Here is a 16,105-nt window from a genome sequence, read left to right on the forward strand (position 1 = left end):
CCTGCTCCCAGCAATTGTTGCGGCGTTCGCCCGGCATTTGACCGCGGCCATCGGCCCGACGCCTGGATTACTCCGCATCCCGGCTTCCGCTCGCTCCGACAGAGTGGGTCATGAATCCACGACGGGTCAGCGTGCATTGGCAAGATTGATCAGCGCAGGGGCGTTCCCGATGTGTGGAAGCTCTGTGGCGCTGTTCTAATCCGATGTTCGCGATGCTCCATAACGGAGCCCATCCATGATGAGGCTAACGAGCCTTCTGGAGCGATCCTGCCAATCCGGCCCGTCCGACGCGGAGTAAATGCTCGAGAGGGCATGCAGGACGTCGGCGCTGTTCGCATCCGGTCGGATCGCCCCGGCCTGAACTGCTCTTTCCATCAGCGACTTGAACGCCAGGGGAACGACCCCTGAGGTCTGCGCGAAGAGCGGCGAATTCGACTCGAGGAGAAGCCGGAGGCTGTCGCGCATCCCGCGCTTGGTCGCCATGTACCCAACGAAACGTTGCATCCATTCAGCCAGGGCCTCATCCGGCCTCCTGGTGCGGGCCAACTCTTCGGCCGCGGCAACCAGCGCTTCCACCTCCCGGCGATACACCGCCTCGATCAGCACCTCGCGGGTCGGGAAATGGCGATAAAGGGTTCCCGGCCCAACGCCGGCCTCGCGGGCAATCGCCTCCAGCGAGGCATCGACGCCTGAGCTTGCAAAAGCCTTGGCCGCAACCTCGATCAGCCGGCCGCGGTTGCGACGCGCATCCGCCCGCAATGGTTTCGCGGCCATCGAAGCCTGCGCGTGAGAATTCCTTGCTGACCGCACCTGACCGCCCGTTCCCAACTCTCTACAATTTTCTCAGGACCGGCCTTGATCCGTTATCCGCAGCCTCTATCTCGATCTAACCGGAGGGGCCTCCGTTTATGAAGAGCCCCGAGGATCTTATTGCACTCAAATGTCCGCTTGTCATCGGCAGGCAAGGATACAGACGGCCTCCCCTGGAGCACAGGGAAGGACCGGTTCCCGAAGGGAGATAGCTCATGGTGAGTGTCAGGCCCGTGAAACTGCACATCAACGGGGAAGAGCATGCCTTGACCCTGGAACCGCGCGTGACGTTGCTCGATGCCCTGCGGGAGCACCTTCACCTGACAGGCACCAAGAAGGGCTGCGATCAGGGCCAGTGCGGCGCATGCACGGTGCACGTGGACGGGGAGCGGGTTCTCGCCTGCCTGACGCTTGCGGTCCAGGCTGAGGGCTGCGCGATCACAACCATCGAGGGCCTGACAGCCCCGGATGGTACGCCACACCCGGTCCAGCAGGCCTTCATGGAAGAGGACGCCTTTCAATGCGGCTACTGCACCCCGGGGCAGATCATGTCGGCGGTTGCGTGCATTCGCGAGGGACATGCCGGCTCTGACGACGAGATCCGCGAGTTCATGGCGGGCAATCTCTGCCGATGCGGGGCCTATCCCAACATCGTATCGGCCGTGAGGAAGGCGGCGGAGGCAGCGTCATGAGGAATTTCGATTACTCCCGTGCAACCAGTCTCGAGGAGGCTGCAACGCTCGCGCGACGTCCCGGCGCGATGCTGCTGGCCGGTGGCACGACGCTTCTCGACCTAGCCAAATGCGAGGTCGCACGCCCGGAAACGGTCGTCGATCTGACACGCCTCCCAGGCCTGAACACGATCACCGTCGGCGAGAGCGGAGCAACCATCGGAGCACTCGCCCCCATGAGCCGCGTGGCGGATGACGAGGGCATCCGGCGGCACTTCCCTGCGATCGCGGAGTCGTTGCTCTCGGCGGCATCGGCGCAGCTCCGCAACATGGCGACCATCGGCGGTAATCTTCTTCAACGGACCCGCTGCCCCTACTTCCGTGATCCAGCCGGCTTTCCTGCCTGCAACAAGCGTGCCCCGGGCACCGGCTGCTCAGCGATCGGCGGGATCACCCGCGATCATGCGGTACTCGGCACCAGCGAACATTGCATCGCACTCTATCCTGGTGATCTTGCCGTTGCCCTGACGGCCTTGGGGGCGACCGTCCAGACCAATATGCGCGCCGTCCCGATCGAGGAGTTCTTCCTGACGCCTGGGGAGACGCCCGAGCGGGAGACCGTTCTGGAGCCCGGTGAGATCATCACGGCCGTTGCAGTCCCGGCGACGCCCCTTGCCCCGAACTCCACCTACCTGAAAGTCCGCGACCGCCAATCCTACGAGTTCGCGGCCGCGAGCGCTGCCGTTGGGATCGAGATCGATCCTGACGGCGTGACGATCCGCGACATCCGCATCGCGCTCGGAGGCGTCGCCACGAAGCCGTGGCGCGCGATCGCTGTCGAAGATGCCTTGCGTGGCCGCATCCTGGATGAAGCGACGATCCGCGAGGCGAGCATGGCTGCAATTGATGGCGCGCAATTCCATGGCGGCAATGCCTACAAGATCGAACTTGCACCCCGGGTCGTCGCTCGCGCGATCCTGAAGGCTGGAGGCATCCAATGATCGGTGTCGAAACCCGGATGAAACATGGCGACGCCTCGGACAGGTCTCCGTCCAGCGGCCCGCTTGGCCGTGAGATCGTCCGAGCGGACGGGCCTTCGAAGGTTCAGGGCGCTGCGACCTATGCGCTGGAGCATCGGCTGGAGGGCCTTCTTCATTGCGTGATCATCCAGTCCACGGTCGGTGCAGGGCAGATCGTCGCGATTGACAGGAGTGCCGCGGAGGCAAGTCCAGGCGTACGCCTTGTGCTCGATGCCGGCAACAGCCTGACGCTCCGGTCGCAACCCGACTTCTTCGGCAACAAGCCGCCAGGCGACGACTACACCCCATTCGCGACCGAGATCCGCCACAACGGCGAGATTGTCGCGGCCGTCGTGGCGGACACGCTGGAACAGGCTCAGGCGGCGGCGCAGTTGGTGCGCGTCGAAGTCAAACCGCAGCCAGTCATTGCCACACACGACGATCCGCGCTCGGGTTACGGCAACCCGGTCCCTCTCGACAAGGATTGGGGCAACCCGGACGATGCGCTCGCGGATGCGCCCGTGGTGGTCGAGGCGACATACGAGACACCTCGGGAATACAATGTCCCGATCGAGCCGCACGGTTTGATTGCTCATTGGGAGGCCGACGATCGCCTCACCATCTATGAGCCGAGCCAGTGGGTCGACGGGATGGCCAAGCATTATGCGACATGGTTCGAACTGCCGTTCGAGAACGTGCGCGTCGTCTCGCCGTTCGTCGGCGGCGGGTTCGGTTCCAAGGGCCAAGCGCTGCCCCATTCAGCCGCGGCCGCCATCGCGGCCCGGATGTTGCGCCGACCGGTGAAACTCGCCGTATCACGGCCGCAGACCTTCACGGCTTATGGCGGCCGGCCGGCCACCCGCCAGACCCTGAAGCTCGGCGCCACACGGGACGGTCAGCTTCTCGCAATCGATCACGACGGCTCGAACGAAACCGCCGCGAACGCCACGTTCATCGAGACGCTCGGCGTCGTCACGTCCATGATGTATGCCGTTCCGAACTTCCGCTCGCGCCAGCGGATCGTACCCGTGAACACGGTGACGCCGGGTGCCTTTCGCGCGCCGGGCAAGAACCCGAGTGCTTTCGCGCTCGAATGCGCGATGGACGAGCTGGCCGTCGAACTCGGTCTCGATCCCGTGGAGTTGCGTCTGCGCAACGAGCCGGACGTCGATCCGGAAACCGGCAAACCATGGTCGTCGCGGCGCCTTCGGGAGGCCTACGCGGTGGGAGGAGAGGCGTTCGGTTGGGCGCGTCGTGATCCTGCGCCGCGGTCGATGCGGGAGGGGCGTCAGCTGATCGGCTGGGGCATGGCATGCGGGACTCATCCGGTCTATTCGAGCCCCGGTGAGGCGATGGTGAGAATCCTCGCCGATGGCTCGGTCGAGGTGCTGTCGAGTGCCATCGACATGGGAACGGGCACGTACACGATCCTCGCACAGACGGCCGCCGATGCGCTCGGCGTGCCGGTCGAACAGGTGACGACGAAGCTGGGAGACTCGCGCCTGCCCCGCGCACCAGTCGCCGGTGGATCTCAGCTTGCCAATCTGATGACCGCAGCCGTGCACACAACGGCGCTTGCCGCGCGCGAGGAGCTGATCGCGCTCGGCCTCACGGACCCCAACTCGCCCCTGCGCGATCGGGCCAACACACTGATCGTCGCGGGTGGGAGAATCGCGCCGCCGAGCGGCGATGGGATCAGCATTGCCGAGCTGATGGCGGCAACCGGGCGAGACGTCCTTGAAGTGACCCGCGACACGTTGCCGAAGAAGGAGCGGTCGAACGACGAACGGCTGAAGTTCTTCACCACCATGGCCGGAATGGAGAGAGGAACAGGCATCCCCAAATCCCGTCACTCGTTCTGCGCCCACTTCGTAGAGGTCAGGGTGGACGAGGATTTCGGCACGATCCGTGTATCGCGCGTCGTCTCCGCGCTCGATGCCGGGCGGCTCTACAATCCGAAACTCGCCGACAGCCAGTTCAAGGGCGGCATCGTGATGGGAATCGGCATGGCCCTCCTCGAGGAAGGCATCACCGACCCGCGCAACGGACGCATCCTGAGCTCGAACCTCGCCGATTATCGGATCGCGACGAATGCCGACATCCCGCACATCGAGACCATCTCGGTGGGAATTCCCGATTACGACGCAACTCCTCTGGGTGGAAAGGCGGTGGGCGAGCTCGCGATTGTCGGTGTCGCGCCGGCGATTGCAAACGCCGTGTTCCACGCGACCGGCAAACGCATCCGGCGCCTCCCCATCACTCTGGAGAGCCTGATATGAGGTGATCTTGCATCTCGCAGGCCTCAAGCCGCCAGGAAGTTCGCCGCTCGGCGAGGGAGCACTGCGAACCGTGGGCGTACGTCGCCTGTCCCTCGCTGAGCATCTAAGCCATCCCGATCCGGAGCCGATCGAGCGCGCACGGCCGACACATCACGCGCCTTGCATTCATGTCATACCACCCGAGCTGCACAACCGGTGGCCGGAAGCCGGAGCACCTGATACAGATCGGGTCGGCCGTGCCTGGCCCTCGACCCCGTGCAGCTTGTCGGCTGCGTTCGAGAGCGGCGCCTGCCCTCCCCTCGGACCATCTGGAACCAGAATGCCCAAGACATTGGAAGATCCACTGGCGATCGGCCAGGGGCCATCGCCTCTTCTCGTCACGGTGATTGCGATCGCCACGGGAGCCCTCGTTGCCAACCTCTACTATGCGCAGCCCCTGATCGCGTCCATTGCGCCGGAGCTCGGCATCGGCCCCGACCTCGCCGGATCGATTGTGAGCGTCACCCAGATCGGCTACGGCCTCGGCCTGTTCCTGCTCGTGTCCCTGGCCGATCTCATCGAGAACAAGACGCTGGTGCTCGTCACGCTCGCCTGCACCACGCTCGGCCTCATCGGCGCCGCCCTGTCGACGGCGACCGTCCCTTTCTTCGTTGCCGCGTTCCTGATCGGCTTATGCTCGACCGGGGCCCAGGTGCTCATCCCCTTCATGGCCCATCTGGTGCCCATCGAGAGGCGCGGCCGGATGGTCGGCAATGTCATGGCCGGCCTGCTGACGGGCATCATGCTGGCGCGGCCCGTCGCGCTTTTCATCGCCGCAAGCTTCGGCTGGCGCGCCGTGTTCTGGAGCTCGGCCGTCCTCATGATGGCGATCGGCGCGGCGCTCGCCCGATTGATGCCGACCCATAAGCCCGAGAGCAGGATGCATTACGGCCAGATCCTCGTGTCCATGGCAGGGCTGTTGCGCAAGCTGCCGTTCCTGCGCTGGCGCGCCGTCTATCAGGCGTTGATGTTCGCGGCGTTCAACATGTTCTGGACCGCCGCACCCCTGATGCTGGCCGAGCGCTTCGGGCTGGGAGAATATGGAATCGGGTTGTTCGCCCTTGCTGGAGCCGGCGGAGCGCTGGCTGCTCCGCTCGCGGGACGGTTCGCCGACAGCGGGCACATGCGGGCTGCAACAGCCGGCGCCATGATCATGCTGGGGCTGGGGTTCCTTGCGACAGGTTGGGCTGCGGCCGCAGCAGCGCTCGGGACGCTGGCCGTGCTCGCCATCCTCATCGATGCGGCCGTCCAGGGCAATCAGGTGGTCAGCCAGCGCATCATCTTCTCCGTGCCGTCGGAGGTGCGGGGGCGCGTGAATGCCCTCTACATGACGGCCACGTTCATTGGCGGCGCGCTGGGATCCCTTGCCGGTTCGATCACCTATCACTGGGGCGGCTGGATGGCGACGGCTGCGACCGGTGGCTTGATGGGCGCATTGGCTTTGCTGCTCTTCGGAGTCGAGCAGGGGCTGGCCGCGTCGAAGGCGAGCGATCCCGCGCGATAAGCCCTCGCCTCAGGAGCCCGATGGAGCCTGCATGCTCGGACCGTGAGTCCGCAAGGGATTGCGGCCGATGGGTCCTGTTCAATGGAGGCGACAGAGGATAGGCTGCGCCCCATAACCTGAGCGGAATGGTGGAAATCATGTCCTTGTCCGCCACCTACCTTGCCCGTCGCGATCAGATGTTTCCCACGCTGTCTCCGGACGATCTCGTCCGGATGCGTCGGTTCGGCGAGCCTGCGTCCTTTGCCGCCGGCGAGAGCATCGTGAGAGCCGGAGAGGTCTCCCCAGGGCTCATCGTGGTGGTGTCCGGCAAGGTCGAGGTCACCCAAGACGCCGGCGGCGGCCAGCGCGAGACCATCGTCGTCCATGGGCCCGGCAGTTTCTCAGGCGAGCTGGCGCAGCTCTCCGACCGTCCCTCGCTCGTGACGGCCGAGGCCATCGAGCCGGTGGATGCGGTCGTCATTCCCTCGCGGCGGCTGCGCGACCTGATGGTTCAGGAGGCGAGCCTCGGCGAGCGCGTCATGCGGGCTCTCATCCTGCGTCGCGTCGGCCTTCTGGAAAGCGGCGGCAGCGGACCCATCATCATCGGGCCTCAGGACAGCGTCGACGTGCTGCGCCTGCAAGGGTTCCTCGCCCGAAGCGGCCACCCGCACCGCATCCTGGACGCCGAAACGGATTCCTGTGCCAGGACCCTTGTCGATCGGTTTCACGTGGGCCGCCACTACCTGCCGATCGTGCTGTGTCCGAATGGAAAGCTCCTGCTCAATCCGGGAGAGCGCGAACTCGCACGCTGCCTCGGCCTGGTAAAGCCGATGGATGCGTCGAAGCTCTATGACGTCGCCATCGTCGGAGCCGGCCCGGCCGGCCTAGCGGCTGCAGTCTATGCCGCTTCGGAAGGACTGTCGGTCATCGTGCTCGATTGCCGGGCCTTCGGCGGGCAGGCCGGCGCCTCCGCCCGCATTGAGAACTATCTCGGGTTTCCGACCGGGATCTCCGGCATGGCCTTGATGGCGCGGGCCTACAATCAGGCGCAGAAATTCGGCGTGGAAATGGCCATCCCCGACGAGGCGGAGCATCTGAGTATCGCGACAGACGATACCGGCCGGCACTACTGCCTCCGGACGAGCGATGATGAGGCGATCCACGCGCGGGCGGTGATCGTGGCCAGCGGCGCCCGCTACCGTCGTCTCGACATGGCCAACCTTGCGCAGTTCGAAGGATCATCGGTTCATTACTGGGCCTCACCCCTCGAGGCGCGGCTCTGCGCCGGCCAGGAGGTCGCCCTCGTCGGGGCCGGCAATTCGGCCGGACAGGCGGCCGTCTTTCTGGCGAGCCATGTCAAGACGGTGTGGCTCCTCGTGCGCGGTGCAAGCCTGGACGCCAGCATGTCGCACTACCTGGTCGAGCGCATCATGGCTCAGCCCAACATCAAGGTCTTGACCGAGACGACGGTAACGGCCCTGGAGGGACAGGAAGGCAATCTCGAAGTGCTCCGCTGGTGCAACCGCGCGGGTGAAGAAACGGCACGTCCGATCCGCCACCTGTTCCTGTTCATCGGGGCAGATCCCAATACCGACTGGCTCGCGCGCAGCGACATAACCCTCGATGGCAAGGGTTTCATCCAAACCGGCAGTCGAGCAGGCCAGGAGCGGCATCCGCTGGAGACCAGCCTCAGCGGCGTCTTCGCGATCGGCGACGTGCGTTCAGGCTCCGTCAAGCGAGTGGCCACAGCCGTCGGCGAAGGCGCCCAGGTCGTGGCGGCCTTGCACGCATGTCTTGCCAAGGATGACCGGCACCCAAGTATGCCACAAGCGACGAGGATGGTCTGATGGACGGTCAATGTAGCCATTCGGCGAATATCCGGCATGTCACACCCAGCGCGCTCGGTTGCGAGGAATGCCTGAAGATCGGGTCCCCCTGGGTGCATCTGCGCCTGTGCCGGACTTGCGGCCATGTCGGCTGCTGCGACGACTCGCCCAATCGTCACGCGACGAAGCATTTCAAGGCAACCGGTCATCCGGTCATCGAGGGCTATGATCCTCCCGAAGGCTGGGGGTGGTGCTACGTCGACGAAGTCTTTCTGGACCTCGGCGACAACACCACGCCACAGAACGGTCCAATCCCGCGCTTTTACTGAGTTCTTCAGTGCGATCACCGGTTCGAGATCCTGATTCCCGATCCAGGCTTGAAGATTCTCGCATTCATGTTCGGCCGACTGGGAGCGCGTCACCGTCGTCGATGGGAGTCTGATCACCGGCCAGAACCCAGCCTCATCGACAGCGGCGGCTCAGCGCCGGTGGACCGCCGATCAAGAGCGGTCGACATCGACCACGGCCTTGGCGAAGGCCTGCGGCGCTTCCTGAGGAAGATTGTGGCCGATCCCGCCGGTGATCAGACGATGCTCATACTTGCCCAGGAACTTAGTGGCATAGATCCGGGGGTCCGGGTGAGGAGCGCCATTGGCGTCTCCTTCCAGGGTGATGGTCGGCACGTTGATGCCCGGGAATGCGAGGAGCTGCACTTCCAGGACCTCATGCTTCGGATCGCCGTCCGCCAGGCCGAGCCGCCAGCGATAGTTATGGATGACGATATCGACGTGATCCGGATTGGCGAAGGATGCTGCCGTGCGCTCGAACGTGGCATCGTCGAAAGCCCATTTCGGTGAGGCGAGATGCCAGATGAGCTGGTTGAAGTCGTGCCGGTATTTGTCGTAGCCGGCGCGGCCGCGCTCGGTGGCGAAATAGAACTGGTACCACCATTGCAGCTCGGCCTGGGGCGGCAGCGGTATGCCGCCGGATTTCTGACTGCCGATCAGGTAACCGCTCACGGACACCATGGCCTTGCATCGCTCCGGCCAGAGCGCCGCCACGATATTGGCCGTCCGCGCTCCCCAATCGAATCCGGCGAGCGTCGCTTTCTCGATCTTGAGGGCATCCATCAGCGCCACGACATCGACGGCAAGCGCAGACGGCTGGCCGCTCCGGACCGTCTCGTCGGACAGAAACCGCGTCGAGCCATAGCCGCGCAGATACGGAACGATCACCCAGAATCCCTCTGAGGCCAATATCGGTGCGACATCGACAAAGCTGTATATGTCGTAGGGCCAGCCGTGCAACAGAATGACCACGGGACCATCGACAGGCCCCGCCTCCGCATATCCGACGCTCAGATCGCCGGCATCGATCTGTTTCAGCGGACCGAACGACGTGTTCGTGCCCAGCCTGATTTCCGGCGAAGCCGATGCCTCTCCGGGGCTCGATTGCGCTTCTGCCGAACCCGCCATGGCGAGTTCGGCACCGGCAACCGCCATGGCGGCAGCGCTCAAGAAGCGGCGGCGATTCTGATCGATCTCCTTGGACATTGGCCCTCCGTTCCCTCAGTGCAGCGGCTTGAATGCAGTCCTCATTTCCTGGACGAAGAGGTCCGGCTGTTCCCAGGCCGCGAAGTGCCCGCCCTTGTCGAGGCGGTTGTAATGGATCAGCTTGGGAAAGGCCTTCTCGGCCCAACTCTTCGGCGCGGCATAGATCTCATCCGGGAAGACGCTCACGGCCACCGGGATGGTGATGTGCTTCGGAGCGAAGAAGGCAAGCTTGTTCTCCCAGTACAGACGCGCCGACGAGACCGCCGTGTTCGTCAGCCAGTAGAGCGTGATGTTGTCGAGGATGTCGTCGCGCGTCAGACCCTCAGGCTTGCCGTCGAAGACGCGTGCGATGAGCTCGTAACTGCGGATGTCGTGGTCCAGCATCCAGGCGGCGAGACCGATGGGCGAATCCTCGATCCCATACAGCGTCTGCGGGCGGTTGCTCATCTCCTGGGCATAAGCAAGGCCATGCTTGTAGAAATAATCGAGCTGATCGTAGGCGCGTTTCTCGTCGGCGGACAGCCCTGAGGGCGGCTGTCCGCCGTCCTGGAGCGCCTTGGCGATCTCGTCGGGCACGGTGGCCGGCATGTTGGTGTGAATGGCGAGCAGTTCCGGTGGGGCCTGCACGGCCATCTGCTCCGACACCGCATCCCCCCAATCACCGCCCTGCGCCACGAACCGCGTGTAGCCGAGGCGCATCATGAGTTCGCTCCATGCGCGGGCAATGTGCTGCGGGTCCCATCCGGGAGCCGTCGGCTGGCCCGAGAAGCCATGGCCCGGCAGCGACGGAATCACGACGTCGAAGGCATCCGATGCGTTGCCGCCATGGGCCGTGGGGTTGGTCAGCGGTTCGATGACCTTCAGCTGCTCGATGATCGAGCCGGGCCAGCCATGCGTGATGATGATCGGCAAGGCATTCGGATGCGGCGAGCGAACATGGATGAAATGAATGTCGAGCCCATCGATGGTGGTCATGAACTGCGGCAAGGCGTTCAGCCTCGCCTCGGCCTTGCGCCAGTCGTAATCCGTCAACCAGTAGCGCGCGAGCGCCTGCATGGTTGCGAGCTGTACGCCTTGCGATGGATCCTGGACCGTTTCCTGCTTCGGCCACTTGGTTGCGGCGATCCGGTAGCGAAGGTCGGTGAGGGCCTCGTCGGGGATGGTGACGCGGAATGGGCGGATGGACGTGTCCTCAGTCGCGGCGCCCGATAGGGCGGGCTGCGCCGCTGAAGGCATGGGCGCCAGACCGACGGCGAGCACAGCGACCGACGCGACAAGCAGCATCCCGGCTGAAGTGATGAGAAAGGACATCGTCATTCTCCTTGCTGGCCAGAGCAAACCACGCAGTACAGGAGCGACGTCGACAAAGCTGTCGATTAAAAGCGGCTCGTCGGGGAGCCAAGGTCCAACGCAGGACTTTAGCGGCTGCGAACAAGATACGCCTGCCCGCCGCCCTTGCAAGCAAAGCCTTAGCCAAGTCTATCGGCGTCTCGCTTCCCGTCAGCGCAAAACCACGACCTTCGTGCCGAGGCGGGTGCGACCATACAGGTCGATGACGTCCGCATTGGTCATCCGGATGCACCCGGATGAGACGGCATACCCGATGGTCTGCGGCTCATTGGAGCCATGGATCCGGTACATGGAGGAGCCGAGGTACAGCGCCCGAGCCCCCAGCGGGTTGTCCAGGCCGCCGGGCATGTAACGCGGCAGATCAGGGCGTCGCCGCAGCATTGCGGCCGGGGGAGTCCAAGCAGGCCATTCCCGTTTCATGCTGACCGTCTTGGTCCCCGCCCAGGTGAAGCCGGGGCGCCCGACGCCGATGCCATACTGGATGGCCTGCCCGTTGCCGAGGACGTAGTACAACCGCCGCTGACTGGTGGAGATGACGATCGTGCCGGGCCGCTGAGCGCCCGACCACACGACCAGCCGTCGCGCCGTGGGGGAGCTCGGCCCGCTGAACAGGCTGCCAAAGAAGCTGGCAGGTTCTCCGCCGAGAGAGGCAACAGGCTGAGCCTGAGATGAACCTGCAAACGCCGCACTGCACGCAAATACCACGACCGTGAGCACAGAGCGGATCATGCGAGCCTCCCTTGCGTGAAATGGCATAGCTTTAACGCGCAACGTCCGATCGCCGGTTCCTTACGAATCGGGAGTGCCCCAGGGGGATACCACTTGTCCGATCGGGAACGGATGTCTGGCGTGGTTGCAGACCCGTGGCCTTCAAGTGAACGTTCTCGTCGACCGGCCGACGATCCATCGCGCAACCACCGGCCGGCCCTGATTCTCTGAAGCGTGAAAGCTCAATGTATCTCGAGCACGATCTTCCCATGGATGTGCCCCTTCGCGGCCCGTTCGTGAGCTTGGCGCGCTTGGGCGAGCGGATACGTGCTGTCGATGACGACGCGAAGAGTGCCGTCATCGAGCAAGCGCCCGGCCTCCGCCAGTTGCGCACCGCTCGAGCGAACCTGGGTCGTCGAAACCGACACGCCCAGCGTCTCGGCCTCGTCGGCACCGGTGAAGCCCAAAGGAAAGATCGGGAAAAGGGCGCCGCCGCGTTTCAGGGTATGCAGGAAACGGCTGGCGCTGGGCCCGCCCACGGCGTCGATGACGAGGTCGAGGTCGTGGGCCGTGTTCTCCGGCGCGGTCCCAGTATAGTCGATGAATGCGTCGGCGCCGAGTTCGCGGAGAAGCGCCTCATGCCTCCCGGAGGCGACGGCGATCACATGCGCGCCCTTCCATTTGGCCACTTGCACCGCGAGATGCCCCACCCCGCCTGCGGCTCCATTCACGAGGACGAGCTTGCCCGCGAGCGGCACCGGTTCATGGCGCTTCGGCTGAAGCGGGTTGGCTTCGTCATGCCCCAGCGCGATCATGAACTGCCATGCCGTGAGCAAGGACATGGGCGCTCCCGCGGCCTGCACGTGATCGATCCCTGCCGGCTTCGGCGCAAGTTCCGACGCCGGCACGCTCACATACTCGGCATAGGCCTTGCTGCCCCCCGCAAGACCATAGGGGAAGCGCACCATCGAATAGACCTCGTCCCCCACCGAGAAGCGCGTCACGTCGTCGGCGACGGCCTCGACGACGCCCGAGATGTCCGTTCCCGGAATGATCGGGAACGAGACTTTCGGCTGCCACTCGGGAGGGAGCATCTTGTAACCCTCGCGCAAGTACCAATCGGGTGGATTGAGCCCGATGGCGCGAACGCGGACGAGCGCCTCGCCGGCCTTCGGCTCGGGCAACGGAACATCGTCGTATCGCAGCACCCCGGGCCCACCAAATTCATGAAACTGAATCGCCTTCATCGTATCTTTCACCAGAACCTCCATCGGACGCCATGCTGTCTGATGGGCTAAATACTCAGGCGATCCGGGGTTGATAATGAGGGCTCGTGGCGCTTTAATCATGCCATGAAGGAACAAGTTGCCTTGGAGCGATTGACCGGCCTGATCGCATTCGCGCGTGCTGGATCAATGGGCAGCTATACCGCTGCCGCCCGTTCGCTCTCGATCTCGCCATCGGCCGTCAGCAAGAGCGTTCAGCGGCTTGAGCAGCGTCTGGGCGTATCGCTCTTCACCCGCACGACCCGCTCTCTGACACTCACGCCAGAGGGCCGCGAGCTGCATCAGCGTGCGCTCAAGCTGCTGCACGACGCGGAAGCGATCGAGCAGGCCGCGCGGGCGGCGCGGTCCGAGCCGTCGGGCACCCTGCGAATTGCAGCGTCCCTGCCAATCGGCGTGCATGTGATAGCACCTGCGCTGCCCGAGTTCCTCAAGCTTCACCCCAAGGTGACGGTCGATCTGCGGCTGAACGACCAGATGATCGACATCATCGCGCAGGGAATCGACGTTGCGGTGCGCATCGGCGACGTCGCTGATTCCCAGCTCTTGTCGCGCCGACTCGCGGCGCACCGAATCTGCGCCTTCGCTTCACCAGCCTATCTGGCCGCACGCGGCACCCCAACACACCCGGACGAACTGGCGGGACACGACACGGTCAGCTTGCGGTATCAGAGCACGGGACAGGTTTTCCGCTGGCCGTTTCGGATCAGGGAACGAACGATCGAGATCGCACCGCCATCCGGCCTTGTCGTGGACGCAAGCGACGCATTGGTCGCGTCGCTCGTGGCCGGCGGCGGAATCGGCATGGTGGCGACCTTCGTGGCGGCGCCCTATGTCGCACGCCGCGAACTGGTTCCGGTGCTGTCCCCATTCGCCGTCGAGCGGGACAACATGACCGCACTTTGGCCGGAAAGTCGCCGTGCCAATCCAGCCGTGCGCGCCTTCATCGCCCGGTTGCAGGAGATCTTCCAGGAGCGGATGACGGCCGAGACTGGAGTGCCGGTCTGACGGAGAGGGATTGATGCCGATGGACGAGACTGGCTGGTCTGCATTGCACGATCATGGCAAGGATTGCTCACAAGCACCGGCTTCTCGGGTTCGGGGGAATGCCTCGAATGCCCGTTGCGCCGATTTCGTACATCTCGTGCGCGACCGACACAGCGGGATCGAAGCCGTAACGGCACAGTTTCACGGCCACGCTTACGACATGCACAGTCACGACGAGTGGCTGGTCGGCGTGACCCATGCGGGCGTCCAGGACTTCTTCTGCCGCGGACAACGGCGCCAGAGCACCGCAGGGCGGGTGATCCTGATCGAGCCCGGCGAGCGGCATGACGGGCAGGCCGTGCATGAGAAGGGCTTTCGCTACAGCATGCTCTATCTGCCGCAATCCTGGTTGCGGGAGGAGATGGGCGGCTGGGATGCCGACATCGGGTTCCGGCAGACGCTGGCCGACGATCGGCAACTCGGCGAGGCCATCGCGGCGGCCTGCCGCGCCATCATCTCCGCCGCCCCGCGTCTCGCGGCAGACGCGGCACGGGATCGGGTGGTGGAACAGCTGCGCCAGCACCTGGGCCGAGGGGCGCGGCCGGCGCCCGCCGTCATTTCGCCCGTCGCGGAACGGGCGATGGACTACATCCAGGCGCATTACGACGAGCCGTTCAGCCTCGAGGACCTCGCCCATGCGGCCGGCGCAACCGACCGGTTTCAGCTGTCCCGTACCTTCCGCCGTCGCTTCGGCACCTCGCCTCACGCTTGCCTCGTCGAGGTCCGGCTGACCAAGGCGCGTGCGATGCTTCGCTCGGCAGTCCCGCCGGCTGAGGCCGCCTTCGCCAGCGGCTTCGCCGACCAAAGCCATCTCGGCCGCTGGTTTCGCCGTGCCTACGGCCTGACCCCGGCCGCCTATCGACTGGGGTGCACGAACGTTCCAGACGGGGAGGTCACCGTCGAATAACTCTCCCGGCATGCGCTCGACGGGAGAATTCGATGTTTGACACGAAGGTGGCGATCCTCGTTCATGAGGATCTGGCGGTGTGGCAGAAGCTGAATGTCACCGCGTTTCTCGCAACCGGGATTGCAGGAGCGGTTCCCGAGGCGATGGGCAAGCCCTACGAAGACGCTGCGGGACGTTTCCACGGCCGCCTGCTCGGCCAGCCCATCCTGATCTTCGCAGCCTCGACGGAGGCGCTGCACCGGGCCTGGCAGCACTCGCTCAATCGGAGCCTGACGCGCAGCGCCTATGTCCGAGCCATGTTCGAAACCGGGCATGACGCCGCCAACCGCGCGGTTTTCCGAGCCGAACCGGCCGATGCTCCGGACCTTGTCGGCCTCGCGCTCTACGGTCCGAAGAAGGACATCGACAAAGCGACGAAGGGCATGCGTCTGCACCCCTGAGAGGGCGCACGAGCACGGTGACGTCGTACCCTCGCGCCACCGCTTGGGCAACGATCAGGCGGCCGGTCGCTCCGAGAACCAGGATCTTCGCCAGGGGAGTCCCGATGCTGTCGGTCATGGGATCTTGCATGGCCGCAACCTCGAAAGGCGGGACGTCCCGTCAGGGCGTCCCATTGCCGATGATCCTGGTGGTCAGAGGCGGCCCTCCGCGAGAAGCTCGCGGGTCCGCTTCAGCGTGGACAGCAGAGCGGCTTTGTAGCCGCTGTCGCTGTCGAACTGCGCCTGCTCGGCCTGTTCCTCAGGGCCGTTCGGCGCATTGCCACGCAGGCCGAGGTAGCAGTAGAAGCGGAGCTGGAGCGTGCCGTCGACATCCTCGAAAAGCTCATTGACGATGGCGCCTTCGCGCGGCCCTGTCGCCTGAAAGAACGTGACCTTGCTCTCGGGCTCCAGGGTGATGATCTCGCGCAGATCGGCCCCACCGATCGTGGCTTCACGCACGAAATGCGTTGGGCTCTCCTCGACGACGTCGCATCGGGTGCAGAGGCCCGGCGGAAGAAACAAGCGGGCGTCGCGGGCCTTGAGTTCCAGACCGGCCCATGCCTGCGCGCGGGTCAGCTTGGTTTCTCCTTCCGGGTTCACCGGGATTGTGGCGGTCGAATAGATCATGACGATGGTCCTTCTCGTGAATGA

The 16,105-nt window shown here is 64.7% G+C and carries 15 protein-coding genes; 9 read left to right on the plus strand and 6 right to left on the minus strand.

The features are described 5' to 3' along the window. Positions 1 to 195: 195 nt before the first annotated feature. Entirely contained in the window at positions 196 to 774 is a 579-nt protein-coding gene (locus tag U0023_RS06675) for a TetR/AcrR family transcriptional regulator (protein WP_009763108.1), read from the minus strand. 251 nt (positions 775 to 1,025) lie between these two features. Here U0023_RS06675 and U0023_RS06680 point away from each other — a divergent pair, with 251 nt between their 5' ends. From U0023_RS06680 to U0023_RS06705, 6 genes are all read left to right on the plus strand, one after another. After that, the gene (locus tag U0023_RS06680; protein ID WP_009763107.1) at positions 1,026 to 1,502 is read left to right on the plus strand and encodes a (2Fe-2S)-binding protein; all 477 of its coding nucleotides are present in this window, start codon (positions 1,026 to 1,028) and stop codon (positions 1,500 to 1,502) included. After that, positions 1,499 to 2,482 (plus strand): FAD binding domain-containing protein, encoded by a 984-nt coding sequence (locus tag U0023_RS06685; RefSeq protein ID WP_009763106.1) that lies wholly within the window; start codon positions 1,499 to 1,501, stop codon positions 2,480 to 2,482. The genes U0023_RS06680 and U0023_RS06685 overlap by 4 nt, the downstream gene beginning before the upstream one ends. Beyond that, on the plus strand, positions 2,479 to 4,779 hold the full coding sequence (locus U0023_RS06690; protein ID WP_009763105.1) for a xanthine dehydrogenase family protein molybdopterin-binding subunit: 2,301 nt from the start codon (positions 2,479 to 2,481) through the stop codon (positions 4,777 to 4,779). The genes U0023_RS06685 and U0023_RS06690 overlap by 4 nt, the downstream gene beginning before the upstream one ends. Positions 4,780 to 5,098: 319 nt before the next feature. Further along, positions 5,099 to 6,322, plus strand: coding sequence for an MFS transporter (locus tag U0023_RS06695; protein ID WP_009763104.1), 1,224 nt, complete (start codon positions 5,099 to 5,101; stop codon positions 6,320 to 6,322). 137 nt (positions 6,323 to 6,459) lie between these two features. Continuing rightward, positions 6,460 to 8,148, plus strand: coding sequence for an FAD-dependent oxidoreductase (locus U0023_RS06700; protein WP_009763103.1), 1,689 nt, complete (start codon positions 6,460 to 6,462; stop codon positions 8,146 to 8,148). Further along, on the plus strand, positions 8,148 to 8,456 hold the full coding sequence (locus U0023_RS06705) for a UBP-type zinc finger domain-containing protein (RefSeq protein WP_009763102.1): 309 nt from the start codon (positions 8,148 to 8,150) through the stop codon (positions 8,454 to 8,456). Before U0023_RS06700 ends, U0023_RS06705 begins: the two co-directional genes overlap by 1 nt. A gap of 171 nt (positions 8,457 to 8,627) precedes the next feature. On the opposite strand, the gene U0023_RS06710 is transcribed toward U0023_RS06705, so the two are convergent. The 4 genes from U0023_RS06710 to U0023_RS06725 form a co-directional block, all read right to left on the minus strand. Then, positions 8,628 to 9,680: an alpha/beta fold hydrolase gene (locus tag U0023_RS06710; RefSeq protein ID WP_009763101.1), complete on the minus strand. Its 1,053-nt coding sequence runs from the start codon at positions 9,678 to 9,680 to the stop codon at positions 8,628 to 8,630. Between the two features lie 15 nt (positions 9,681 to 9,695). Continuing rightward, positions 9,696 to 10,916, minus strand: a complete 1,221-nt coding sequence (locus U0023_RS06715) for an epoxide hydrolase family protein (protein WP_407667411.1) — start codon at positions 10,914 to 10,916, stop codon at positions 9,696 to 9,698. Between the two features lie 264 nt (positions 10,917 to 11,180). Then, the gene (locus U0023_RS06720; RefSeq protein WP_009763099.1) at positions 11,181 to 11,759 is read right to left on the minus strand and encodes a L,D-transpeptidase; all 579 of its coding nucleotides are present in this window, start codon (positions 11,757 to 11,759) and stop codon (positions 11,181 to 11,183) included. Positions 11,760 to 11,980: 221 nt separating this feature from the next. Continuing rightward, entirely contained in the window at positions 11,981 to 13,000 is a 1,020-nt protein-coding gene (locus U0023_RS06725; RefSeq protein ID WP_085985168.1) for an NADP-dependent oxidoreductase, read from the minus strand. Between the two features lie 90 nt (positions 13,001 to 13,090). Between U0023_RS06725 and U0023_RS06730 the strand changes: the two genes are divergently transcribed. From U0023_RS06730 to U0023_RS06740, 3 genes are read left to right on the plus strand one after another with little or no spacing between them, the layout of a single operon-like run. After that, the gene (locus U0023_RS06730) at positions 13,091 to 14,029 is read left to right on the plus strand and encodes a LysR family transcriptional regulator (protein ID WP_040638655.1); all 939 of its coding nucleotides are present in this window, start codon (positions 13,091 to 13,093) and stop codon (positions 14,027 to 14,029) included. A gap of 13 nt (positions 14,030 to 14,042) precedes the next feature. Then, positions 14,043 to 14,975, plus strand: coding sequence for an AraC family transcriptional regulator (locus tag U0023_RS06735; protein WP_009763096.1), 933 nt, complete (start codon positions 14,043 to 14,045; stop codon positions 14,973 to 14,975). 32 nt (positions 14,976 to 15,007) lie between these two features. Then, the gene (locus tag U0023_RS06740) at positions 15,008 to 15,415 is read left to right on the plus strand and encodes a DUF2000 domain-containing protein (protein WP_009763095.1); all 408 of its coding nucleotides are present in this window, start codon (positions 15,008 to 15,010) and stop codon (positions 15,413 to 15,415) included. Positions 15,416 to 15,607: 192 nt separating this feature from the next. On the opposite strand, the gene U0023_RS06750 is transcribed toward U0023_RS06740, so the two are convergent. Then, positions 15,608 to 16,081, minus strand: coding sequence for an SRPBCC family protein (locus U0023_RS06750; protein ID WP_009763094.1), 474 nt, complete (start codon positions 16,079 to 16,081; stop codon positions 15,608 to 15,610). Positions 16,082 to 16,105 lie beyond the last annotated feature (24 nt).

Source organism: Microvirga lotononidis, from assembly GCF_034627025.1.
GTDB classification, from domain to species: Bacteria; Pseudomonadota; Alphaproteobacteria; order Rhizobiales; family Beijerinckiaceae; genus Microvirga; species Microvirga lotononidis.